This window comes from Leptospira johnsonii, from assembly GCF_003112675.1.
In the GTDB taxonomy this organism is placed as follows: Bacteria; Spirochaetota; Leptospiria; order Leptospirales; family Leptospiraceae; genus Leptospira_B; species Leptospira_B johnsonii.
On record NZ_BFAY01000011.1, the window covers coordinates 190,361 to 214,808 of the forward strand.

Below are 24,448 nucleotides of genomic sequence, written 5' to 3' on the forward strand. Positions count from 1 at the left end.
ATCAGAGCGGTTTCTAAGGAATCCAGTCCATGTCCGAATTCGATAAAACCAGAAAAACTATCGGTGCTAATAACCTAGATGACAAAGCCAGGCGGGAAATGTTCGACAAGTTCCAGTCCGCCGGTGGAAAAGTTGTCTCCGATAAGGATAAAAAAAGGGAAGAAGCTCTTCGCAAACAGAAAGAACAACCCCAGATCCGCCAAGGCGCAAGAAGCCAAGCCGGGGGAAGAGACCCGAGACAGAACCAGCCTTCTAAATCAGGAAAACCTCCGGCAAAGGCCGTAACTTCTAAGCCGAATCCAATCATGGATCGTAAAGCCTTAGAAGATGAGATGGGGAATTTTTTCAATCGTATGGCGGTCCGATTCAAATGTTGGATCTCCCGCGTAACGTCATTTTCTTCCAGTGATCTTCTCCCCGCTTTTATGTCCGAGTTGAATATCGCCGGAAAAAAAGCTCTCTTAGAAATGAACTTCGTAGGGAACGATCTTTTAGGAAATCCGGCCTACGCTTCTAAGATCGCAAAAGAGCTGGACGGACAAAATCCTCTTTACATCGAACTTTTGGGCAGAATGCACAAAGCCTACGATAGCAATGAGTTAGGCCAGCTTTTAGAAGGGCATAACGCGGCTCCTGACCTTCCAGTATCGGTCAATAGAGTGAGACAACCCCTCTATTCTATATTCAAAAAATTGTATTATATGTATCCTTTCCAAGGTTCATACGTGAAAGCGGTGACCTTGGGCTACCAGGCGCTGGAGAAACTGGAAGGTAAACCCGCGACGGTTTACAATACTAAAAGAAAAAGAGCCCTCCAGGAATTCGACGTTCTGTACGGGACCATTTTTGATAAGCTCTATCTTGCAATTCTCAGAAGTGAGGACAAGAACATCCCTCTCTTGAGCACATATATGGAGAATGTCCTAGGAATTCTCCCGGAAGAGAAACTGGGCCAAAGAAAGCAGGGCGAAGAGTTAGACGAAATCTCCGGTGGAGCCCAACCAGAAGAGGAAGATACGGAAGAAGCTTCTGAAGAAAAACCGGTCGATCCTGAAGAAGGCCTTAGCAAAGAGCTGAAGTACGGCCTAAAACTCATGAGATCTTTGCCTTTGGATCAATTAAGAAAACGTCATGATGCCAGAGGAGAACACGAAATTATCCCTGCCGGAGACAAGGCTCTCTTGACCTGGCTATTCTTCAGAGAATTCGACGAAGAATATTCCTTTGTAATGACCACAAAGAAGATAGATCTGAAACCGACGATAGTGAGCGGATCCAAAATGGATTATCGTGAAAAACTGATCGATCTTTATGAGACTACCAGAGGGATCCACGAACAATTCAGGATCTACGACCAATATTACAAAGAACTGGAAAACCATCTCAAAAACCCGGGCGCAAATTATATTGAAGCTTCCAAAAAGACCTCCGCCTTAGAGACTAAAAGAAGCCAACAGTCGCGTAACGTAAGAGTTACCGCCAAGGACTTTTTTCAGAAGGGAGCGGAACTTCTTTCCAAACTTATCGCTGATATGAAAGGCAAAAAAGAGATCGTAACCAATATGGAAACTTTAATGACTTTCGATCTAATGGAATCCAAAAAGAGATTGAATAAGAAACCCATAAAGCAGTGTATTATGGAATCTTATTGTTATGCTCTGGCGTTTGCCGAACGTTTGGAAAACGGGGATCTTTTCGGTGGAGTTCCAGAACTTTCCGCTGAAGAGATGGAAAAAGAATTCGGCATCAAGGCTGCAAGCTCCGCTCCGGAAGCGGAAATTTTAAGTCCTGGAGCCGAGTCCGGCGACGGAGAAGACGATAGTTTCGGTGTGGACCCTTCCATACTTTCCGATTAAATTCAAAGTCGCAGGTAAAGAGTGACCTCAGTAAAAATTACCCTTTTCCAAAAGGATCTATCCCAGCCGGTTTCTCCCGAACAGAGAACCAAACTTTCTAAGGAAAAATCGGATTTCCTCATTTTACCTTTATACTTTCCGGGAGGAGGAAATGGTTCTCCTGAATCATTAGCTTCCCGCGCTAAAACTTTTTTAGATGAGATCTATGCAATCTCAGAAGTTTATAAAGGTGCGATCTTCGGTGGAGGAATGTTCCGAAGAGACGACGAGGGCCAGCTAAGATTCTCCATCCCTATCGTTCAAAACATTGTATTAGTGGATTGGTACGATGTAAAAGGTCTATCTTCCGAAGACTCTCCTGCAGTTCCAGGTTCGGGAGAAGATTCTTTAATCCTGGGAGGATTTCGTTTCGGGATCTTTGCAGGCAAAGAGATCCAAGATAAGTCCAAGCTGGAAAAATTAAAATCGGATAGGATCAATTTGGCATTCCATTTGGACTCTGTTTCGGATAACGGTACAGACTACTCTCAAGACCTAAAGAATTACGCGGATCTTTCCTCCCAATATGGAATGTTCTTAGTGCGTAGTTCCGGTTACGGGATCCCTTTCGGCAAAAAAAGAATAGGAAGAAGCCTACTTTCCACTCCGACAGGAGTCACATGGAAGGTGGCAGAGACCGAACAAGAAAAAGAGATCATCAAAACAGTTAACATTAACGGCATTAACGGTTTATTTTAATCTTCTTTATCGATAGTCGACTTTGTGACAAAGAGTCGGAGTAGATTTATTTCTAAAAGACTTTTTATCCTTGCCAACCGGATGTATAATTCTATTCTCTCCGCCGTTCCAAGGACTTCAACATGAAGATAAAAGCTCATCAATTGATCGAATCCATCGAGTTTAAAAAATTAGTTCGGATTAGATGGACAGTTAGTTTCGTTTTATTGTTTTTCCTATTCCTGAACTATTACGGATTTATACTAATTATCGCCTTAAAAAAAGATTGGGTCACCCAAAAACTGGGTAACGGTAATTACGGATTGTACGCCGGCGCCTCGGTGATCTTGTTCTCTTGGTTTCTCACATTCGTGTACGTTTTCTGGGCCAACAGATATTACGACCAAGAAGTAGAAGTATTAAAATCTAAATTAGAATCGGAGGCTAAATAATGGAATCCTCTTTAGGCCAACCGAACTTTATCTCCGTTCTATTCTTCGTAATATTCGTAGTTCTTACATTAGGAATTACTTATTGGGCCGCTAAAAAGACCAAAACTTCCAGCGAGTTTTATGCGGCGGGTAGATCCATTACTGGTTTTCAAAACGGTTTGGCTCTTTCGGGAGACTTCATGTCAGCTGCTTCCTTTTTGGGAATTTCAGGCATGGTGGCTTTAAAAGGTTACGATGGGATCATCTATGCGGTCGGCTGGCTTGTGGGATGGCCCGCGCTCATGTTCCTTTTAGCGGAGCCTTTACGCAATCTAGGAAAATATACTTTTGCGGATGTATTAGCATTTCGTTTAAAACAAAAACCGATCCGGATCGTTGCTTCTATCGGTGGGATTTTAGTAACAATCACCTACTCTATCGCTCAGATCGTTGGTTCCGGAAAACTGATCAATCTTATGTTCGGTCTTCCTTACGAGTTGGCGGTTGTGATCGTGGGTGGCGTCATGCTTATGTATGTTCTCTTCGGGGGAATGATTGCGACCACTTGGGTCCAGATCATCAAGGCCTGCCTTCTGCTTTTCGGTGTTACTCTACTTGTGATCTTATCCTTGGCCCAATTTGGTTTTAGCTTGGAAAATCTATTCTCCGAAGTAGAGACCAAATTCGGCAGAACAGCCTTAGAGCCGGGAGGATTTGCCGCAAGTCCAATCGATTCTATTTCTTTAGGGCTTGCCTTAATGTTCGGTCTATTAGGTTTACCTCATATTCTAATGAGATTTTATACGGTGCCAGACGCAAAAGAAGCCAGAAAATCCGTAGCATATGCAACCACATTCATCGGATATTTTTATATCATCATTCCAATCGTAGGTTTTGCCGCTGCTGTCCTTATCGGAAGAGAACAGATCGCAGGTATAGACAAGGGTGGAAATATGGCGGCCGCACTTTTAGCGGAATTACTCGGAGGGACTCCCTTCTTAGGATTTATCGCAGCGGTTGCGTTCGCTACGATCCTTGCAGTTGTAGCAGGTCTGACATTAGCTGCTGCTTCTACCATTTCTCATGATCTTTACTTCAACGTATTCACAGAAGGTAAGGCAACCGAAAAAGAACAGGTCTCAGTCGCCAAAAAAGCGACTGTTGTATTCAGTGTAGTCAGCATTCTCCTTGGGATCTTATTCAAGGATCAGAACGTGGCCTTCATGGTAGGGTTGGCGTTTGCAATCGCAGCCAGCGGGAACTTCCCAGCATTAATCTTATCCATTCTCTGGAAAAATTTTAGCACATTGGGAGGAGTATTCTCCATTCTAATTGGCTCGGTTTCTGCCACTTTATTTATAATATTCAGCCCTACTGTTTGGGTGGATGTTTTTAAATTCGATCAGGCAATCTTCCCTTTAAAAAATCCTGCAATTGTTTCTATGTCTTTGGCATTTTTATCTGCATTCATTTTTTCTAAACTATTTCCGGATGAAAACGCGACTGCAAGATTCGAATCCGAAAAAGTTAGAGTTTATTTAGGAATTGGAGCGGAGTAAAAAACGGAACGTAAAGCTGCTTCTCTCAAAGCAGCTTATGATCTTTCATAGATCTATAGAGTGAAGCAATAGTTACCTTTAAGATAGCAGCGAGAGGAACTGCCACAAGCATTCCAGCGATCCCGAGTAGACTTCCTCCTACAGTAACAGCACCTACTACAATTACCGGATGTAGAGAAACTGCATCCGAGATGATGACAGGCTGAACAAAAAAGTTATCCACTGCCTGCGCGATCAGGACCACTACCAAGATCGCAACCATTAGCTCATACATTCCCATTCCATCGTTGATTCCATTAGGGTTGAATATCCCGGCACCTTGGGTCAGGGTCATAAACAATGGAGGAATCATTCCGATAATAGGTCCTAAATATGGAATGGAGTTCGCAATCCCGGCAAATAAAGCAAAGATATAGAAGAATTTTAAACCAATCACATAAAAACCGATCATAGATATGGCTGTGATGATCGCACTTTGGATTACCAAACTTCTTAAATAATTGGTGATCTGCTCATTGATCTTTGCCGTTACCATTAAGGTCATTTCGAAATATCGATTTGGTACAAGACTTACGATATTCTTATATACTCCGTTCCCATTTAGTAGGAACAAGAAGGCAAACAAAGGTGTAACAACCAGATATCCGATCAGGGTGGGTATTATGGAAACTAACCCGCTAACCTGAGCGTGGATCAATTCTGCAGCCTGTTTTACTAATTCGTCCGGACGGATCGTGTCTTCCCAACTTGCAGGATAATCGTTGAACCTAAGTTGGAAACCTACTACCAGGTATTTGAACTTTGCATCGTCCATGTCCTGTTTCCAGTTCTTGATGATTGGCTGCAAAGTAGAAACGATAGGCGGAGCCACTTCTGTCGCGACTAAATAGATAGGAAGACAGATCAAAAAGATAAGGATCGCAACGGAAAAGATCCTGGGTATTCCCAATGTTTCGAAGTAGTTTATGGTTCCGTTAAATATATAAAATAATATTAAGGAAAGAGCGATCGGCACGATCAGAAGTTGCAGACCGATGGCAAAAAATACGATGGCCGCTCCGACTAAAAAGAAAAATAAAAATCGGATTACGTATGTAGAAAGCGGTTTCGTAGGCTCAGGCATTTTTCTGTTTGCCCTTGTAATAGGCTTTTTCCAATAACTGGTTGGTCTTTTGGAGTCTTTCTACTACTACTCCTGTAAGACTTAATAGGATCTCTATTCCTATCTTAGGTTTGGTTTCTATAATTTCTTTTAAGTCAGGCTGGAAAAACCCAAGTAAGGTAGAAGGTTCTTGCGCGATTGCAGTTGCAGTTCTTCTCTCTTCGGAGAATAAGGAAAGTTCTCCAAAGAATGAATGTTGGTCTAAATGAGCCAGATCTAATTCTACGCCGTCTCTAATGGAACGAATAGTAACCTTACCGTCGAAGATCATATAAAAGCCTGCTCCGGCTTCTCCCTGTCTGAAAATTTCCTCTCCCTCGGAATATTGTCGGATATGGACTAATCTTGCGATCTCGTGCAAGGTCCTTCTTTTTAATTTTCCGAATACGGAAGTTTCTCGAAGGAAACGCATGATCTCCGGATTGGAGGTCCCCTTTTTCTTTATAATCTTTTTCCAGATCGGGAGTTGTAGAAAATTCAAAACTATTTCTTATCCTCTTCGATTTTCATGGTCAGGATCAGGATCACTAGTCCGACACTCACGCAGGAGTCCGCAAAGTTAAACGCAGGCCATCTATCAATCAAAAGCCAGTTCGGCCAATCGAAGTCTAAGAAGTCCACCACTCCGATAAATCTTCCTTCGTAACGATTTTCTACAAAGCCGAACTCCGCTCCGATACCAATAATTTTTACAAAAAACTTATCTATAAAATTCCCGAACGCTCCGGACATTACCAATGCCCAGCCTGCAGGATGTCCCAGATCCGAATTTTTCCAACGATACGCGATCAGCACTAAGATCGCTACAGCAGTCAGAGCCAAAGATGTCCTTGGAAATCCTTGGAAAAGACCCATCACAAAACCGGTATTGAAGGTCAGGGTTAAACGGAAAAAATCCCCGAGCAATTCGATTGGGTTATGAGGTCTTAGATATAGTATCGCGATGTATTTGGTAACCAGATCTATAACTGTTCCAACAATTACACTGATGATAAAGATAGGCGGGTATACCTCTAAGAATTTCTTTTCGAAATATTTCACTGACGATTCCTTTTAGAGCTGAATTTATTTTTGATAACGGATAGAGCAAGGAGGATTCCGAAGAAAACGGATACTCCGTAAGCCACCATTGCTTGAGTTTCGATCCCTTTATCCAGTCTATCGGTTCCATAATGGATACCAAAAAGTATAAACGCGGTACTGATGATCTGATGGCCTAAAGAATACATTCTCTTGGTATGTTGTTCCAGATCAGGAAGTTTATAGGCCTGCTTACCTCGGTTTAAATTTTTAACCGCCTGTAATAATTCTCCAGGAAGAGAAACTGCCTGGCCCCATAGCCCGCCTTCTTGGACCAGAACCTTCTGCCATTGGTTCTCTCCTTGGAAGACCAGACCCTTGAAAGGTTTTTCTCCATAATCCAGAACAGTACGATAAGGATCCAGGGTCGCGGTAATTCCTACAAGAAGTCCTAGAACTCTTTCTAATGGGACAAGAGCAGTCGGCAATTGTATCATTCTCAAAAGCCCGCGAAGACTGGAATTGATCTCCTTTAAAAATTTCAGATCTTCAGGTGTATGGATTTGTTCGAATTTGATATTTTGAAAAGAGTCCGTATCCGATAAAAACTTGGAAAGTTTTTCCATGGAGTAACGTACAACTTCCTCTACCTTATCTCTATCCGCTTTTTTAGAAACGAGTCCCAACTCATCTAAAGCTTCTACAAGAGCCGGGTAGTCCTTAGTCATTGCGCATAGAATGATCTTTCTAAGTGCAATTGCTTGGCTTGGAGGGATTTCTCCCACCGCTCCGAAATCTATAAAACAAAGTTTTTCATCCGGAGTATAGATCATATTTCCAGGATGAGGATCTGCATGATAAAACCTATATTCAAAAATCATAAGAATATAAGCTCTAATCAAAAGATCTACAGGTCTGGACTTTGCTTGCCCTTTTTTTAATGTGCCGGCCTGAGTGATACGTCTCCCCTCTATAAATTGAGCGGTCAAAACACTCTTGCCGCTCCATTCAGGGATCAGCTTAGGGAAAACATAATCAGGCTCTTCTGCAAAATATCTGGCCATACGATCCATGGACTCGGCTTCTAAACGTAGATCCGTTTCTCTTCCGACTAATTTTGCAATTTCCTTATGAACAATTTTGAAATCGAATCGGACCAAGAATCGGTTGATCCTTTTCAGGAATTTACGAACCGCCTTTAGATCTTTTTCGATAATATCTTCGATACCTGGATATAAAATTTTAACCGCTACTTTTTCTCCTTTAAAAGTAGCAGAATGAACTTGAGCGATAGATGCCGAAGCAAGAGGTGCTTCTGAAATATCAGGAAAAACTTCTGCGATCTCTTTACCGAATTCTTTTTTGAATCTTTCCTTAATTTCAGCGAAAGGATGAGGAGGAACACGATCCTGCAAGTCTTGCAATGGATCCGTGAAACTTTCAGGAAATAAATGAGAAAGTGACGCGAAATATTGGCCGAGTTTTACGTAAACTCCCCCCATTTTCAGGAAGAAGTCTCTACACTCCGAACCCAACGATTTATAAAATTCTAATTCTCTTTCTTCTTTTGATTTGGATGAAAGGAATAATCTTACAAATTTATAATACCAAAATAGACTGAAGATCTTTTTCCAAAGAAAAAAACTCCCTCTATAGTATCTTCCCCTCGTTGAATAGGAGGGCAATTGATTGGAATTTGTGGATGGGGAACTTACCTGCATACGATTAGATTTCCGAAACCGTTGTGATCTCGGCGCCGGTTTTGATCTTATGTAAAAGTTCCATGATGCCTAGATTTTCTCCGATATCTCCGGTCATTCTTTCCGATTTTCCCGTAAGAACATTGCGTATCTCTGCATATAAGTTCATAAACGGGTTCGATCCGAGGAATGATTTTTCGGGAAATGAGACTTCCGTCAAACTATTAAATCCCTTGTATTTCTTAGAAGGTTTGGAAACGAAAAGTCTCATGCCGTCATTGGAAAGAAGGATACGAGCCTCTTCAGTCATAATATCCATCTCAAATTGGAAATACTTCCTAGCACCTCCCGCTTCCAGAAAGACGGCAGGCCCAGACTTATATTCTAAGAACGCGAGAGCTCGATCCTCGATGGGAATCCCCTTCCTTCTAGTCAAAGAAGATCGGATCCGATCCGGTTTGCCCAGAAACCAATACACCAAATCCACAGCGTGAGTTCCGTCATGGAATAATGGCCCTGTCCTTCCTTGGAATGCTCTGCCAGGAGCCAAGGCGGAAGTCAAAACGGAGGCACGGATCGTTCGGATCGGTCCATATTTTTGAGAGTCCAGTACCTGCTTGGCCCAGGCATATTTAGGATGATATCTTCTCTCGTGATTGATCCAAATACGGATCCCTTTTTTGCGGGAAATTTTTTCCAGTTCCTTAGCTTGTAAAAAAGTTTCACAAACCGGCTTTTCGATCAGAAAATTTTTGACACCTTTTTCGATCCATTCCAACGCATTTCGATAATGATATTCCGACGGACTTGCAATGATCGCAAGGTCAGGTTTACCGTTAGAAATAAAATGATGTGGATCGGAGAAGGTAGGATCCTGGGGGAATTTCCACTGCTTGCGGAACTTCTCCCTTTTATCCGGATGAGGATCAACTCCTCCTAAAAACTCAAAATTCTTTTTACCCCAAGAAGAGAATAGGACCCCGGAATGAGTGCAAGGCTTGGACCGATATGGATCTTTTTCCAAGGAAGAAGCGATCCTTCCTAAACCGATTAAAACAACCTTGGTTTTTCGCATCCCGCATACTTGAAAACCCGGACCGGAAGGTTGCAAGAGGAATTTTTAAAAATAGACTGCGAGTATTTTAGGTAGGAAGATATTGGGTCGCATGAAAGCCCCATTTCAATACGATCCGGAAACTGTAAGAAGGATATTACAAAGCCCATCCGACTTCTCCTTTCAAAAAGAACCGGAGATCATAAGTATCAGCACTGCATCGGGAATGGTTGAATCAGGAACCTTATTCGTACCTTTAAGAGGGAACAGAGACGGTCATGAATTTATCTTGGATGCCTTGGAAAAAGGAGCCTCTTATTTTTTATGCGAGAAGGATCATCCGATTTTAGAAAGACTCACGCAAGAACAAAGATCTAAAGCGATCCAAGTTAAGGACACATTACTCTCACTCGGAAAACTTGCAACATTTCATAGATCCAGATTCAATCCGATCCTAATAGCAGTCACCGGCTCCAGTGGAAAAACCACCACCAAAGAGATCCTATCCTCTTGTCTTTCACCATTGGAAGAAGGTTTGCTGGTCACTGAAAAAAACTATAATAACGAGATCGGAGTTCCATTCACATTATTCAAGATCAATTCCAAGACTAGATACGTTGTCTGCGAGATGGGAATGAACCACGCAGGAGAAATTTCTAGGCTGACCAAAATGGCAAGGCCGGATTATTCACTCATCACAACTATAGGAACGGCACATATAGAATTATTAGGCTCCCGAAAAGGGATCGCAAAAGCAAAGGCGGAAGTACTGGAAGGAATGCACAAGGGCGGAGTGTTATTCTATCCTGAGACCGGAGAATATAAGAATTTTCTAAAACGAAGATGTTTACGCTATGGGATCAAATTTAAATCGGTTCCACTCAAAAGAAGAATAGAGATCTTAGAAACAAATCGGGAAGGATTTAAGATCTCCTTCCTAAATTATTCCCTAGATTGGAGCCTTCCAGGCATCAAGTTACTCGAAAACCTGGCCTTATGTGTTTCCTTACTGGAAGAGTTAGGAACTCCTACGGATTGGATACAGAATGGGATCCAGAACTTCAGATCCGGGGATAAACGATTGGATTTCCAAGTAGGAAATTATAAAATCCTAAACGATACCTATAATGCAAATAGAGAATCCATGTTATCATCTTTAGAAGCATGTTCCCAGATTGCGGGAGAAGAAGGATTTTACGCGGTACTCGGAGACATGAAAGAAGTAGGAAATTTTTCCCGCAAGTTCCATACCGAGATCGGAAGTTTTGCTGCAGGTTTAAAGAACTGCAAAGGTATCTTTTTATTCGGAACAGAATCTTCGCATGCGCTGAAGAGCTTCCGAAAAAAAGCGGGTCAGGGACTTCTATCCTTCTCCTTTCCGGGAGACGAAGAAGGACTCAAAAACTTAGTGGATACGATCCGCAAAGAAGTGCCCAAGGGTTCTTATCTTTTGGCAAAGGCCTCCAGAGGAATGAAATTAGAAAGAGCCGTAGAAGAATTAAATTCGGGAACCAAGAGCTCTTAAGTGTTTTCGGACTTGCCCGGGAAGCCATCTTAAGGGAATTTGCTAGTGTGAAAACGAAAGTCGCCGTTATAATGGGAAGCAGTTCCGATTGGGAAACCATGAAAGAAGCGGTCTCCATCCTGAAACAATTCGGGATCGAATGCCATACTGAAATCGTATCCGCGCATCGTTCTCCAGAACTATTATTCGAATTTTCAAAATCCGCAAGATCCAAAGGTTTCGAGATCATCATCGCAGGTGCAGGAGGAGCGGCCCATCTTCCGGGAATGGTTGCTTCTCTCACTACTCTACCTGTGCTCGGAGTGCCTGTACAAAGTAAGGCTCTATCTGGGTTAGACAGCTTATTATCCATAGTGCAGATGCCTGGAGGCGTTCCTGTAGGAACACTTGCGATCGGAACTGCGGGTGCAAAGAACGCAGGACTACTCGCTGCAAGAATATTGTCCCTACAAGACGAAACATTATCCAAAAAATTGGAACAATACAGAACCGATATTAAAGAAGAAGCATTGTCCAAAAACAAAGACCTAATATGAAAAAAATTCTACTTCCTCCTGCAAGGCTTGGAGTGATGGGATCGGGGCAGCTCGGAAGAATGTTCGCCCAAGAAGCGATCCGAATGGGTTATCAAGTATCTGTTTATTCTCCGGAAAGAAATAGTCCCGCCTCCTTAGTGGGAGCATCCGAAACAGTCGCCCCTTACGAAGACGAAGAATCGCTCCAAAAATTTTTAGAATCTATAGACGCACTTACATTCGAATTCGAGAATATACCCGGGGGAGAATTAAACTTTATCTCTGAATATTCCCAAAAACATTCCCTACCCGTTTTCCCAAGTCCGGAAAATATTCGGATCGCACAACATAGGATAAGAGAAAAAACATTATTTTCTAAATTAGGACTTCCTACTGTACCTTTTTATCCGATCACAGATAAGGCAGAAGCAACAAAGGCTGCGGAGACATCCAAGTTCCCTGCAGTATTAAAAACTGCGTCCTTCGGTTATGACGGAAAAGGACAGACCAAGTTCAAAACCAAAGAAGAATTCAGAGCGTGGGTAGGCTCCGTAGGACAAGAACCACTCGATCTGATCTTAGAAGAATGGTACGAATTCGACAAAGAAGGTTCTGTGATCTTGGCAAGAGACCAAAAGGGAAATATTCTTTGTTATTCGCCTTCGGAGAATATTCATAAAAATCATATCCTGGATACCACCATCCATCCTGGAAATTTTTCGGACTCACTCAAAAGACAAATGATAGAATCAGCTAAAATCCTTGCGGAAGGAATAGGTTATGTTGGTGTATTCGGTCTGGAATTTTTTATCAAAGGCGATAAGATTGTATTAAACGAATTTGCTCCAAGACCACATAACTCAGGTCATTTTTCTCAAAACGGAGCGAATATTTCTCAGTTCCAACTCCAGCTCCGATGTCTTACGGGACTTACCTTTCCTTCGGAACTTTCTTCTCAACCTTCTTCCATGAAAAATATTTTAGGGCAAGATTATCTTCCCGACTCAGATCTTTGGGCAAAGTATCTTTCCGATGAAAGATACACCTTACATCTTTACGGCAAGTCAGATCCTAGACAGGATCGTAAAATGGGCCATTGGAATTATGTGGGAGAAGGACCGGAGAAGGCCTTCAAGTAACTTTTGGTCGATCGAAGAAGGTTTTTAAAACGTAACTGATCAGCCAGAAGGCGAAATCAAGCACGATAGACCATAATCTTAAAAGAATTACTGAAACAATTACTATCTCATCAGGTAATATTTTAGATAATAATACCAACTGGATCCCATCCCTTACGCCCAAACCGCTTGGAACGAAAATCACTACGATCCCTATGACGCCTGCGAGGGTCGTGACACCTGAGACATAGATCAATTCCGTATATTCTAATGCTGGATATACTGTTTTTAGAATAAAGAAAAATGGAATACCACTCACTGCGTGAATAAGAGAGAATATAATTCCAACCTGCAAGAGAGTGGACCATCGGAAACGGATACTCTCGTCCAATTCTTCTTTTTTGTAGATCTTATACGCTTTGCGAAATATAAAATTGAAAACACCGGGATATAAAAAGACCGCAAACCCAATGAGTATTAGTAGTAAAACATAACGAACCTGAGATTGTAAAAACGGAAGTCTATCGGAAGCAACTATGAATAAAAGTGCTACAACCGCCCCGGTAAAGACCTGAACTGCAGCTTCCAGAAAGGAAGTAAGTAATAAGACCTTTTTGCTAATTCCTTGCTCTGTTGCAAAGTAAACCTTCCCCGCTATCCATAATACTGAACCGGGAATATATCTGCCTAACCAAGACTTGGCGTATACATAATTCAATTGCAGATACGAATTAATCTTTTGTCCGAAGGATTTGATCAAAAAAACCCATGCGAGCGGGCTTATAAATCGGATCAGCAAACTGATTGGAACGGATAATAAAATATACAACCAATTAAATTCTATATCGTAAAATCTAGACCATTCAATTTTTCTAAAATAGAATGCTAAAAAGGAAAATATAAGTACGTATAATACGATCGAAACGTACGTACTTCTTTTCTTTTTATCCATTTACTTTCAGAACTGTTTTTGAACTTTTTAAAACCAGACTTCTTAATTTATTAATCCGAACATTTAAATGTTTCGCAGTTTTGTTTCTATTTGTAAAAGCTTTCTGCAAAACGGCTATCAGTTCTTTTTCGGTGAAGTTAAAAAGATCCAAATTATATTCGCTCAACTCCAATCTTTCCATAAGATCGACCACCTTCTTTTCGTAAGCGATCGAGACTACAGGAGTCTCCATAGAGGAAGAAAGCAAAACGGCATGAAGTCTCATTCCTAATAATATATATGCATTCTTAAAGAGTGCTATTGCTACATCCGGCCTTAATTCTTCGTCGATAAAAACTATGTTTTTAGATTTACATTTTCCTAAAATTTCTTTGATCAACGGCAGATCACTATCAGGCCCATAAAAGTGCATTGCCATAAACACAACTTTATCCACTTTAGAAGAGATAGCATCGATTGCTTTAGCCAATTTTACAGGAGTGTTTTCGATTACATCGTTGCTCATTTTCTCTTCCAAATAGAGACGTTTCTGCTCTTTGGATAAGAATCTAGGAGAAACTATTAACTTTTTCTCCTTTAGCTTTAAACCGTTTCTGGTTAAAACTTCTTCTAGCTCATTTTCACTTGAAGGGGGAGCGAAAAAAGCGGAGTCTGCAGTAAACTCCACAGATTGAACGCCTAATTTTTTCAATTCCTCCAGGGAACCGCTGTCTCTTACACTTTTATATTTGGCCTTATTCAATACGAAAGGTATATAAAATTTTCCATATCTATTATAGATCTTTTTCACTCCTGCTCCGAACAGGATGAAAGGTTTTCTAAAGATCACAGGCAAAAAGAAATACAAGGTTCGCACTAAGTGAGAATGATCAAAAATAGGAGTCCCACCACTTATAATTACGAAATCAACATCCCAAAAGGTTTTTAAAATTTGAAACCATCGAACCGGGTTGATGATATCCTTCTTTAGCAAAGCCTTCATAGGAGTAACTCCTTTAGTGGCAGTGTAATCTGGATCAGTCGTTAAGGCTCGGATATAATATTCTTTCCGAGGGTTTGCTTTTTTAATTAATTCTTTGACCCCTAAGAGGATGGCTGAATCACCAATATTACGGCTACCGTACCAACCGCCCCAAACTAAAAAGGTAAAAATTTTCTTAGGTCTATGTAAATCGCTCATATATTTCCGATTATGCTTATTTATAAAAAATGACTCGTTTAAAGATCAGAAGAAGCTTCTTTAAGATTTCACTAAATCCATATATTGTTGCGCTACCTTCAAGCTGTCAAACCGATCCTGGATCACCTGGATCCCATGAGATTTTATTTCTTTTGGCAAGCTTGGATTTTGGATCAGTAATTCAATTTTATCCGCCCAATCTTGGATGTCTCTTTCCTTCACATAAATTCCGTTAAATTTATCTTGGATCATCTGGTCCCGGGTTTCATAGTAAGTGGAAACTACTACTGCCCCACAAGCCATACTTTCGATAATCGTAGTTGGCAATGGATCGTAATCCTTGGAGAAAACGCTTACAAAATCGGCGATGGAGTAATAAGAAGGCAACTCGGCTTCCGGGACATTCTCTAATATTCTTATCTTATCTTTTAAACCTGACTCTTGGATTAAACTTATTACGTTATCGTAATAACTGGAATTATGAGAATGTCTGACTCCGATGAGTACAAGGATCAGATCCGGGATTTTTTCCGTAAGTAACTTAAAAGCGGAAATTGTTTCCAATAATCCTTTCGCAGGAGTAAATCTAGACACTGAAAGGATTACTTTCTGTTTAGCGGATAGTCCCAGTTTCTTTCTGAATGTAGCTTTTAAATTTTCAGATTGAGGGAAGTATCTGCTTAATTCTACTGAGGGCCCGATCGTTTTGATTTTGCCAGCCGGAATTCCCCATTTTAATAATGTTCTGTCTTCCTTTTCGGCTGTTGTATCTACATACTTTGCGATCTTCCAAGTTTTTCTTTTGCAAGGATCTCTTAAGAGTTTTATGCCTAGGTAACCTAAAATTTCTCCTAAACTAAAACTGTAATTTTTAACATCTTCTAACCCGCTGCATATATATACGATCGGCTTCTTGATAGTTAGAGAAAGTTCTAGAGATAATGGAGAATTACATATAATTAAATCTGCTTCTTTGTATAATTTTTTAAAAAGCCTAAATCTATTGATGGAAATATCAAAGCTTGTAGAAAACACTTTCTGTAATTCACTTTTATATCTGAAGATACGTACGCCGTCTAATTCAGAAGATTCTCCATCTTCAGATTCTCTTCTGCTGATCACAGTTACTGAATGACCTAGTCGGACCAAAGCCCTGGATAAATTAAAACTATATCTTAAGTCCCCGCAAGTTAGCGGTTCTTTTAGGGAATCGGGGTATCTATATCCGGGTAAATATAATATATTCATCCTCGAAAGACCTCCAGATACTCGGAAGAGACGATGTCCCAATCATAGCGATTTTCTATTTTTTTCCGAGCGGCCTTACCTGCATTCACGATTTTTTTTGGATCTGCTGATAACTCTAAGATGGTTCGTTTAATCTCGTCGATATCGTCTACTTTTGTCAGAAACCCATCTTTTCCACTTTCGATCAAATCAACCATTCCAGACACTTTAGTAGTAACTACGGCCTTACCCAAAGACATAGCTTCTAAAATTGCGATAGGCATACCTTCGTAAGAGGTAGGCAGGCAAAAAATATCGGTAAGTTTTAAGTAGTACGGAACTCTTTGGTTCGGAATAGGGCCAATAAATTTCACATTATTCTGAAGATCTAATTCCGAAATTAGAGCCAAGATCTTATCTTCGTATTTTCTCCCTCCGCCAATTAGTAGAAGAATTATATTTTTGTTTTCTTTTACTACTTCTTTGAGTGCAAATAGAAGATTAAATACTCTCTTTCTGACCCGAAACACTCCGATATAGGTTAAAACTAATTTACCCTTCAACTGTTGTTCTAGATCTTTATCTTTAAAATCCAAGGTCAAAGCGCCAAAATCAGGACTTACACCATTCGGGATGATCTTAATTTCCTTCTTCCACACTTTGCAGAAAGTATTATAAAATTCCTTTCTGTTTTCACTACTAACTACAGTGATTATATCCGAAAAAACATACCCAATAAAATCCAAAACAATATGCATCGGATCTAAAAGGAATTTTTCCAGATATTCTTTAAAAAGAGGGCGAAAGGTATAACCTTGGATATTCACACTTTTCACTTCTTTCAACTCGGAAAAATAATTTACCTGAAATGAATTTACTACTTTCGGAAATTTTTTTCCAAGAATACGATAAAAAGGTTTGGCGAATAGAAATAGTGTGGTGCTAGCCTGATGGAGATTGATCACATCTATATTATATTTTTTGATTAGACCTAAAACACGAAAATTCCCTAAAAAGACTCCTTTAATCAACCCGGAAGAGGTTCTAAAAACTTTCGAACTTTCGTCAGAAGGATTTTTTTTACCCGTGGTCAAAACATAGGTATTATTCCCTTTTTGCTGGTAATAATTCTGTAGGTTTCTTGCAATCTCTCCTACTCCTCCAATTTTATCCGGAGGAAAATAATCTGTAATGATCAGAATATTCATACGTAAGATCCATTAAGCAAGCAGTCCTGCTTTTTTACTAACATCCTAATGTTCATCATGAAATAAAAAATCCCAATGCTGCTCTGCAACTGTAGACCATTCGTAGTTTGCCGCAGTCTCGACGGCTTTTCTTTGGATATTGGTCTTTTGTTCAAGGCTGAGCGATTTTATTTTTAAAAGAGAATTCGAGATCGCATCAGGATCTTTTTCAGGAATTAGAAATCCATTTATTCCATCTTCTATAATATCATCCGCACCACTTTCAAATGTGGCGATACAAATTTTTCCGGAAGCCATTCCTTCTAATAGAACAACCGGCAAACCTTCCGAATCTCCATCTTTTGAAATAATCGATGGAACAACTATAATGTCTGATTCTTGCAAAAAGTTCTGCTTCTTCTCACCTTGCAGATAGCCTAAAAACTGGATTTTATCTTGGGGCAAGTTTACAGAATTGGCTAAAGATAATAATTTTTCTTTCCAAGGCCCATCGCCCGCTATTTTTAATTCAGACTCCGGATCAGCAGAAAAGTATTTTTCAAAAGCAGGGATAAGATAATGGATCCCTTTCTTCTCTACAAACCTTCCTATAAAAGCAATATTACTTTTTTTATCTTTCGATAAAGCGCCAGTAGACAGATTCGGAGCCAAATATACTCCCATTGGAATAATTTTCACCTTTGCAGAAATAGTTTTCCAATCTTTCTGCGAAAAAAAGGATCTCAATTTTTCATAAGATCTTCTGCTGACTACGGTAATCGCCTTTGCATGCTTTGAGAAAAAGCGAACCATCGCACTCCCCAATATCGGGAACTTTTTCAATATAATCACATCGGAAGAATGGCTTGTAAAAACAAATTTAGTACCGGAGATCAAGGAGACAATACCAGCGGAAATTCCTTGCGGAGTAAACCAATGAGCATAGATATAATCCGGCCTAAATTTTCTAACCAGAATGAACAAAGACAAAACCTCAAATAAAAAAAGAAAAGGAATCATCAGAAAATATAATTTATTCTTTTTTAATGTAGGCATTATCCCATGGCCTGCCAGTTTCTCCAAAGAAAAAGGCCAGAAGTAATGAAATCTACGCTCAATATATTCTTTGTATTTAGTTTCCTTTTTTGTATTGGAAAGAGAATCATGAGGAGCCAAAACCACAAACTCAGTCTCAGGATGTAGTTTTTTAAGGGCTAATACTTGGTCTTTGACAAATCCAGGCACATCATCTCTCTCTGAAGCTGGAAATGTAGAAGATATTAATAGGATTTTTTCGATTTTCTGCATGGAAGCTTTAAACTATCTACAGTGAATTTAAAGGACTATAAAGAAACACAACTAAGCCCGAAAATTCAATCGAGATCAAAGTTTTCATTTTTTATGAAGAGATTTCTCTTTCTTCTGTCTATGATTCCAGGACATCACTTTAATATGATAAAGATTTTCTTCTAGAAGTTTTCTATTATTCCCTATCAAAAACGCAAGGATAGCGGAAACTAAAAACAACCCAGAGATAACTACGAGCACAACTGCAAACAATAAAGATTGCACATGTCCTTTTCCTATCCCTAAGAAGAAAAAGATCAGGAACCGGATCGCAATTGCCAGCGCTGGAATAAAAGCTGCGACGGCCAAAACCCCGAAGAATTGGAAGGGCCTATAGATGATCAGCAATCTAACTAAAGAAGTTCCCGATTTCCACATATGCTGGAAAATATTCTTAAACAGCCTAGACTTTCTAGTCGGAGGGTTTGTCACGATTGGAATAGAAGAAACAGTCAGATCCATTTTGACCGCTTGCACGATCGTGTCTAGAACATAGGAAAACTTAGTGGTTACATTCAGTCTTAAAAGACTTTCTCTGGAGTAGGCCCTAAATCCGGAAACTGTGTCCGGAATATTAGTCCCGATCAAATTTCGAACGACGAGATTTCCGAACCATTGTAGGGTCTTTTTCAAAGGAGAAAAATGTTCCACCTTCCAAGGCACTCTGTTCCCGATGACTATATCTACAGAACCTGTCATAACTGGAGCGATCAGGTCAGGAATATAAGAAGCAGGATACTGGTTGTCCGCATCCGTATTTACAAAAATATCTGCACCACTTTCCAGAGCAGCTTCTACCCCGGACTTGAAGGCTCTACCTAATCCTAAGTTTTTTTTATGGGAAATGATTTTACAGCCGTATGTAGCTGCAATCTCCGAGGTGCGATCTGTGGAACCATCATCCACGATCTGAACTTCTATCGTTTTGATACCGGGGATCTTTTTTGGGATCTCGGCAAGTACCGTAGAAAGAGTTTTTTCCTCGTTATAGCAAGGGATATTGATTACTAACTTCATTCTACTACTTGTCAAAATGCGGGGTTTTCAAGATTCGTCCAATACTTTTTGAGAAGATCCGATTTAGAAAAAGAGCCTTACTTTGTTCTTTGTATTCAAAGTATTAAGCGCATTAGAAATCCTAAAATAGGATTTAGGACTTCAAAAGTTCCAGCCCCCAATCCCGAACATTCCCCGCTCCTAAACTTACGAATACATCTCCAGGCTTTAGCAACTCTTTCAACGTAGTGAGATCGGCTCCAAGATCTCCTGAAAGGACCTTGGGTCTAATCCTCATTTTATTTGCGATGAGTTCGGAAGAAACTCCAGGGATCGGGTCTTCGCCCGCGGAATAGATGGGAAGAAGTAAAACTGTCTCTACTTGGTCCAAACTTTTGGCGAAGTCCTGATATAAGTTTTTGGTTCGAGTGTATCTATGAGGCTGGAATAAGATCACAGGCTTTCCCCTTCCTCCGGATAACTCTCGGATAGAAGAAAGAACTGCCTGAACTTCGGTGGGATGATGGCCGTAATCATCATATATATCCACACCATTCTTGTTTCCTATATATTCTAACCTGCGTTTGACTCCCGCATATCCGGAAACAGACTTGGCAGCTTTCTCGGGGTCGGCCCCTAAAGAATAAGCTGCAAGCACACCCGCAAGTGAATTTGTAAGATAATGTTTTCCAGGAAATCTGGATGTAATTTCGATTTCTTTTCCATCTAAATCGAAGCTCAGCTTATTATTTTCTATTTTATAATGTACTAAATTCTTAAAACCGACCGCTTTAGAATTCGTATTTGAAGAAGAAGTGAAACCGAAAATTTTAGACCTGTCTTGTATTAATTCCAAACAATCCGATATGCCAGGGTCATCCAGATCTAAAATCACCGTTTGGGTTCCGGAAGAAATGAATCTAGAAAATGCTTCTAATAACTTTTCTCGAGTATGATAGAAATCTAAATGATCTTCATCTATATTCGTAAGAATACGCACCTGGGCCTTATGATTTAAGAATGTACCGTCGGATTCGTCCGATTCAAAAACCCCGATCTTACCGGAAGAAAATCTTCCACCTACTCCATTCAAAAAAGAAACATCTCCCCCTACCATTACAGACGGAGAAAATCCCAGATCGTTGAGTATATGAGAAGTCATCGCAGTGGTTGTAGTTTTTCCGTGAGAACCCCCCACCGCTATACAAGTAAGATGTTCAAAGCAAAGATGTAAAACTTCCGATCTATGAAAAAACCGGATCCCTTTTTGCCTAAAGAAGGAAGCGATAGGATGAGAGTCTAAACGGATCGCGGAAGAATAGATCGCAGAGTCATATTCGATATTCTCTCCAATCTCCGAAAGTTTGGAGAATATTTTGACTCCCTTCTTCTCTAAGTTTTCAGTGGCCTGGCTTTTTTTTCCGTCATAGCCGGAAACTTGGAAGCCTGCATCCGCCAATATATGTGCCAGGCTGGACATACCGGAGCCGCCGATCCCTAGGAAAAAAGGTTTGGAAAATCCCAATCTTTGTTGGATAGATCCGCTTTCCATTATTTCGTATTTTCGAAAAAGAAACCCACCGTTTCAATAGAGGCTTCTACATGAGAACATTCTAATGATCTAATAGACATTTCGTTTAATAATTCTGGTTTTTGTGCAAAACTATCCAAGATACGGAACAATTTACTTTCGTCCTCGTCTCTCTGTTGTAATAAGGCCGCCGCACCGTTTGCTTCCATATACTTAGCGTTCGCTGTTTGGTGATCGTCTTTTGCGAATGGATAAGGGATCAAGATCATTGGAAGAGCATAAGCTGCACATTCGGAAAGAACTCCGGAACCGGAACGAGCGATTACTAGGTTAGCCCAATCGTAATGTTCCGCCATATTATCCGAGTAAGAGATCAGATCCGCATCCTTTGTCTTTTTGGAAACCTCGTCGTATAGTGCAGTCCCAGTGAGCATCCTAAAGCGGAATCTCTCCTGGATCACTTCGTGTTTCATCAGGTTGACTACCATATTATTGATCTGTCTTGCGCCCTGAGAGCCGCCCATTACTAAAACGTTAAATTGTTTTTTCTTTTTTGGATCCCATTTTTCGCTGAACTTCAAAGCGAGTTTAGGGACAGTTTTGGATCTTAAAGGATTTCCCAATATTTCCCAACTACAGGAAACTTTTGTATCCTTAGGAGGAAAGCTGAAAGCGACCTTATCAGCAAATCTGAAAAATATGCGATTCACTTTTCCTGGGATACAGTTCTGTTCACATAAGTACAACTTTTTGCGGAAGATCACCGCGTAAAGAAGAGCAGGAACGCTGGAATATCCGCCCATTCCGACGACTGCGTCCACACCCAATTGCCTGAATTTGATCCAAGATCGGATCAGTTGAAATACATATCGAAAAGGTAATAAAACAAAATTTCCAGAAAGAGAAGGAGTATTATGCCAGACCACCTCGCAAGGAGCTTGCTTGAGATCCGGATTATCCTTATTTCGGATAAGAGAATGTAGAAAAATATTAGAGATACCTAAGGAATCTTTTCGATCCACAAGACTTTCTGCGAGCGCGACCCCAGGGGAAATATGGCCTCCGGTTCCTCCGGCTGCGATTAAAACCGATCTCATACGCCTATGTTTTCTTTTCTGGTTATATTGACAAGGATTCCGAAGGCCGCTAAAACCACGAGAAGAGAGGACCCTCCATAACTCATAAACGGCAAGCTAATCCCTGTAATCGGAAAGAGCCCTGTGACCACATAACTATTGATAACGAACTGGGTCCCTAAAATAAACAGCAAGCCCGCGCCCAGATAAAAACCGAATGGGTCCTGCACTCTTTTGAGAAGAACATACACCCTGGAAAGAAGTAGCATCACCAAAGCAAAGAAAAATACAAAACCTATAAACCCGAAGTCTTCCACATAAGTAGCAAGAACGAAGTCAGTATGACTATACGTTAAATATCTATGCGCATATCCGCTGGCCAATTTATTTCCAAACCAGCCACCATCTAGAAATGCTCTAAAAGAAGTCACTAATTGATGGCCTTCGTCGTAACGAAAGCGATACGGATCTAGCCAAACTTCCATTCTTTTTCTTCTATAACCTACTTGGCTGATCAGGAGATATGCTAAAGGTAGAGATACTAAACCTACAAGAAGAAGATTACGGATTGGGAACCCGAATAAAAATACAAACGCGATCACCACGAACAAAATTTCCATCGTGGTCCCGAAGGCAGGTTCCGCTAAGATCAGGATCAAAACTGCGAGTAATAAAACCGCAGGGAGAATGAACTTTTTAGGATCTCGATTCTCTTTTAATTTCAGTTTTACGATGAGAGAAGATAGATAAACTACCACTGCCAACTTTGCAATCTCGGAAGGTTGTAATTGGTAAGGCCCAATTCCGATCCATCTATGAAAATTCCTTCCATAATAAGTCCCAACCGATTTCCCTATGCCAGGAATAAACACTAAGATCAAAAGAAAAACGCTAATAATAATTCCGCCTAACGCGAATTTTTCCAAACGTTTATAGGGAAAATTAGCAAAGAATAAGAATACTACAAGGCCGATCAAAGCCCAGACCAATTGTTTTTTTAGAAAATATTCTGAATCTTGGAATTCTCTCCATGCGGTGACGGAAGAACTGGAATACATCACGCATATTCCAAAGAGTAAAAGAAAGAATACGGTTCCTACTAGGACCAGATCGAAGGGGGAATCGGGAGATTCCCAAAAATCTTTGAACTTTCTCCCGAGAGCCTTCATTGTATTTTCAAACTAGATAAAGAGATGATCGCTAAGATAATGGCCGCGATCCAAAAACGGATGACCACTTTTGTTTCAGGTACTCCTCCCAATTCAAAATGGTGGTGCAAAGGAGCCATTCTGAAAATTCTCTTTTGGGTGAGCTTGAAAGAACCTACTTGTAGGATTACCGACAAAGATTCCGCTACGAAGATCCCTCCTAAAATGACAAGAAGGATCTCCTTCTTCAACATCACGCAAGTAAGTCCGATGGTAGCACCTAAAAATAAGGATCCCGTATCTCCCATAAATACTTGAGCAGGATGACTATTGAACCAAAGAAATCCGATCAATGCTCCTGTCAAAGCGGCAAGGAAAACACTATATTCATGAGCATGAGGAAGATAAGGAATATTCAAATAATTTGCGGCAACAGGCGTTCCGGAAACATAAGCTATCAGTCCCAAGGTACCGACCACGATCCCAGCTGTTCCGCCGGCAAGACCATCCAGACCGTCAGTCAGATTGACTCCATGAGAAGATCCTAATATTACCAAAATTGAAAATGGGATCGCAAAATAACCCCAGGACAAGATCGGCCCTTTTACGAAAGGCAAAAATAGATCCGTCAAATGAAATAGGATTTTTCCTGTAGTACCTTTGGGAGCTTCTCCCGTAGAGTACAAGAACACTCCACAAAAGATCGCAGCTAAAACTACGGAAGCGGCAAACTTAGTACGAGCTCTCATCCCACCCTTTATCTTTTTTACGGATTTCATATAGTCGTCTATGAATCCCAAAGTAGCAAAAGAAACGGAACAAACGAGTAGAAGAAGAATATTCGAATTTTTTAAATTTCCCCAAAGTAGAACGGATACAACCAAAGCGGATACTATCATTAAACCGCCCATCGTCGGAGTTCCCGACTTGGAGCTATGAGATTTTGGTCCGTCGTCCCTTACACTTTCTCTGAACTTTAATCCGTGTAAGAAATCGATCACCCTTCCCCCAAACCAAAAAGTCAGGAACATGGAAGTTAATCCGGCCATCAGGGCTCGAACGGTTACATAGCTGAAAAGTCTTAAGGAATCTAGATCTTGGAAAAATCTTTCGTATAAAAAATAAAACATATCGTTTCTAGGAAGAC

The 24,448-nt window shown here is 40.6% G+C and carries 22 protein-coding genes; 7 read left to right on the forward strand and 15 right to left on the reverse strand.

Features of this window, described 5'->3' with window-relative positions; all coding sequences use genetic code 11:
• The first annotated feature begins 29 nt into the window (after nt 1-29).
• The 4 genes from LPTSP_RS09700 (at nt 30) to LPTSP_RS09715 (ending at nt 4,563) form a co-directional block, all read left to right on the forward strand.
• A complete protein-coding gene (locus LPTSP_RS09700) occupies nt 30-1,856 on the forward strand; it encodes a hypothetical protein (RefSeq protein WP_108928592.1) in 1,827 nt (608 codons plus the stop codon).
• A gap of 21 nt (nt 1,857-1,877) precedes the next feature.
• Nucleotides 1,878-2,594 (forward strand): amidohydrolase, encoded by a 717-nt coding sequence (locus LPTSP_RS09705; RefSeq protein ID WP_108928593.1) that lies wholly within the window; start codon nt 1,878-1,880, stop codon nt 2,592-2,594.
• 122 nt (nt 2,595-2,716) lie between these two features.
• Entirely contained in the window at nt 2,717-3,025 is a 309-nt protein-coding gene (locus tag LPTSP_RS09710) for a DUF485 domain-containing protein (RefSeq protein ID WP_108928594.1), read from the forward strand.
• Nucleotides 3,025-4,563, forward strand: coding sequence for a sodium:solute symporter family transporter (locus LPTSP_RS09715; RefSeq protein ID WP_108928595.1), 1,539 nt, complete (start codon nt 3,025-3,027; stop codon nt 4,561-4,563). Before LPTSP_RS09710 ends, LPTSP_RS09715 begins: the two co-directional genes overlap by 1 nt.
• A gap of 25 nt (nt 4,564-4,588) precedes the next feature.
• Here LPTSP_RS09715 and LPTSP_RS09720 read toward each other — a convergent pair whose 3' ends face one another.
• Genes LPTSP_RS09720 through LPTSP_RS09740 form a run of 5 tightly spaced genes read right to left on the reverse strand, consistent with a single transcriptional unit; the run spans nt 4,589 to nt 9,520 of the window.
• Nucleotides 4,589-5,686, reverse strand: a complete 1,098-nt coding sequence (locus LPTSP_RS09720; protein ID WP_108928596.1) for an AI-2E family transporter — start codon at nt 5,684-5,686, stop codon at nt 4,589-4,591.
• Nucleotides 5,679-6,206, reverse strand: a complete 528-nt coding sequence (locus LPTSP_RS09725; RefSeq protein WP_108928597.1) for a cyclic nucleotide-binding domain-containing protein — start codon at nt 6,204-6,206, stop codon at nt 5,679-5,681. The genes LPTSP_RS09720 and LPTSP_RS09725 overlap by 8 nt, the downstream gene beginning before the upstream one ends.
• 2 nt (nt 6,207-6,208) lie before the next feature.
• Nucleotides 6,209-6,766: a lipoprotein signal peptidase gene (locus LPTSP_RS09730; protein ID WP_008594863.1), complete on the reverse strand. Its 558-nt coding sequence runs from the start codon at nt 6,764-6,766 to the stop codon at nt 6,209-6,211.
• Nucleotides 6,763-8,466, reverse strand: coding sequence for an ABC1 kinase family protein (locus LPTSP_RS09735; RefSeq protein WP_108928598.1), 1,704 nt, complete (start codon nt 8,464-8,466; stop codon nt 6,763-6,765). Before LPTSP_RS09735 ends, LPTSP_RS09730 begins: the two co-directional genes overlap by 4 nt.
• 4 nt (nt 8,467-8,470) lie before the next feature.
• A complete protein-coding gene (locus LPTSP_RS09740; protein WP_108928599.1) occupies nt 8,471-9,520 on the reverse strand; it encodes a Gfo/Idh/MocA family protein in 1,050 nt (349 codons plus the stop codon).
• Between the two features lie 91 nt (nt 9,521-9,611).
• Here LPTSP_RS09740 and LPTSP_RS09745 point away from each other — a divergent pair, with 91 nt between their 5' ends.
• The 3 genes from LPTSP_RS09745 to LPTSP_RS09755 are packed head-to-tail and all read left to right on the forward strand — an operon-like array spanning nt 9,612 to nt 12,678.
• Nucleotides 9,612-11,024 carry a UDP-N-acetylmuramoyl-tripeptide--D-alanyl-D-alanine ligase gene (locus tag LPTSP_RS09745; protein ID WP_108928600.1) on the forward strand — a complete coding sequence of 471 codons (1,413 nt, stop codon included), beginning with the start codon at nt 9,612-9,614 and terminating at the stop codon, nt 11,022-11,024.
• 47 nt (nt 11,025-11,071) lie between these two features.
• Nucleotides 11,072-11,560, forward strand: a complete 489-nt coding sequence (purE, locus tag LPTSP_RS09750) for a 5-(carboxyamino)imidazole ribonucleotide mutase (RefSeq protein WP_108928601.1) — start codon at nt 11,072-11,074, stop codon at nt 11,558-11,560.
• Entirely contained in the window at nt 11,557-12,678 is a 1,122-nt protein-coding gene (locus LPTSP_RS09755; protein ID WP_108928602.1) for a 5-(carboxyamino)imidazole ribonucleotide synthase, read from the forward strand. The genes purE and LPTSP_RS09755 overlap by 4 nt, the downstream gene beginning before the upstream one ends.
• Here LPTSP_RS09755 and LPTSP_RS09760 read toward each other — a convergent pair.
• The 10 genes from LPTSP_RS09760 to mraY all read right to left on the reverse strand — a co-directional run bounded on the left by LPTSP_RS09760 (nt 12,671) and on the right by mraY (nt 24,431).
• Nucleotides 12,671-13,609 (reverse strand): lysylphosphatidylglycerol synthase domain-containing protein, encoded by a 939-nt coding sequence (locus tag LPTSP_RS09760; protein WP_108928603.1) that lies wholly within the window; start codon nt 13,607-13,609, stop codon nt 12,671-12,673. The genes LPTSP_RS09755 and LPTSP_RS09760 overlap by 8 nt on opposite strands.
• Nucleotides 13,602-14,789, reverse strand: a complete 1,188-nt coding sequence (locus tag LPTSP_RS09765) for a polysaccharide pyruvyl transferase family protein (RefSeq protein ID WP_108928604.1) — start codon at nt 14,787-14,789, stop codon at nt 13,602-13,604. Before LPTSP_RS09765 ends, LPTSP_RS09760 begins: the two co-directional genes overlap by 8 nt.
• 60 nt (nt 14,790-14,849) lie before the next feature.
• Nucleotides 14,850-16,037, reverse strand: coding sequence for a glycosyltransferase family 4 protein (locus LPTSP_RS09770; RefSeq protein WP_108928605.1), 1,188 nt, complete (start codon nt 16,035-16,037; stop codon nt 14,850-14,852).
• The gene (locus tag LPTSP_RS09775; RefSeq protein WP_108928606.1) at nt 16,034-17,224 is read right to left on the reverse strand and encodes a glycosyltransferase family 4 protein; all 1,191 of its coding nucleotides are present in this window, start codon (nt 17,222-17,224) and stop codon (nt 16,034-16,036) included. The genes LPTSP_RS09770 and LPTSP_RS09775 overlap by 4 nt, the downstream gene beginning before the upstream one ends.
• A gap of 45 nt (nt 17,225-17,269) precedes the next feature.
• On the reverse strand, nt 17,270-18,511 hold the full coding sequence (locus LPTSP_RS09780) for a glycosyltransferase (RefSeq protein WP_108928607.1): 1,242 nt from the start codon (nt 18,509-18,511) through the stop codon (nt 17,270-17,272).
• Between the two features lie 84 nt (nt 18,512-18,595).
• On the reverse strand, nt 18,596-19,567 hold the full coding sequence (locus LPTSP_RS09785; RefSeq protein ID WP_108928608.1) for a glycosyltransferase family 2 protein: 972 nt from the start codon (nt 19,565-19,567) through the stop codon (nt 18,596-18,598).
• A gap of 133 nt (nt 19,568-19,700) precedes the next feature.
• Nucleotides 19,701-21,098 carry a UDP-N-acetylmuramate--L-alanine ligase gene (murC, locus tag LPTSP_RS09790; protein ID WP_108928609.1) on the reverse strand — a complete coding sequence of 466 codons (1,398 nt, stop codon included), beginning with the start codon at nt 21,096-21,098 and terminating at the stop codon, nt 19,701-19,703.
• Complete coding sequence (locus LPTSP_RS09795; RefSeq protein WP_108928610.1) at nt 21,098-22,174, reverse strand: UDP-N-acetylglucosamine--N-acetylmuramyl-(pentapeptide) pyrophosphoryl-undecaprenol N-acetylglucosamine transferase; 1,077 nt, start codon at nt 22,172-22,174, stop codon at nt 21,098-21,100. The genes murC and LPTSP_RS09795 overlap by 1 nt, the downstream gene beginning before the upstream one ends.
• Nucleotides 22,171-23,322, reverse strand: a complete 1,152-nt coding sequence (locus tag LPTSP_RS09800) for an FtsW/RodA/SpoVE family cell cycle protein (RefSeq protein WP_108928611.1) — start codon at nt 23,320-23,322, stop codon at nt 22,171-22,173. Before LPTSP_RS09800 ends, LPTSP_RS09795 begins: the two co-directional genes overlap by 4 nt.
• Nucleotides 23,319-24,431 (reverse strand): phospho-N-acetylmuramoyl-pentapeptide-transferase, encoded by a 1,113-nt coding sequence (mraY, locus tag LPTSP_RS09805; RefSeq protein ID WP_108928612.1) that lies wholly within the window; start codon nt 24,429-24,431, stop codon nt 23,319-23,321. The genes LPTSP_RS09800 and mraY overlap by 4 nt, the downstream gene beginning before the upstream one ends.
• Nucleotides 24,432-24,448: the final 17 nt, after the last annotated feature.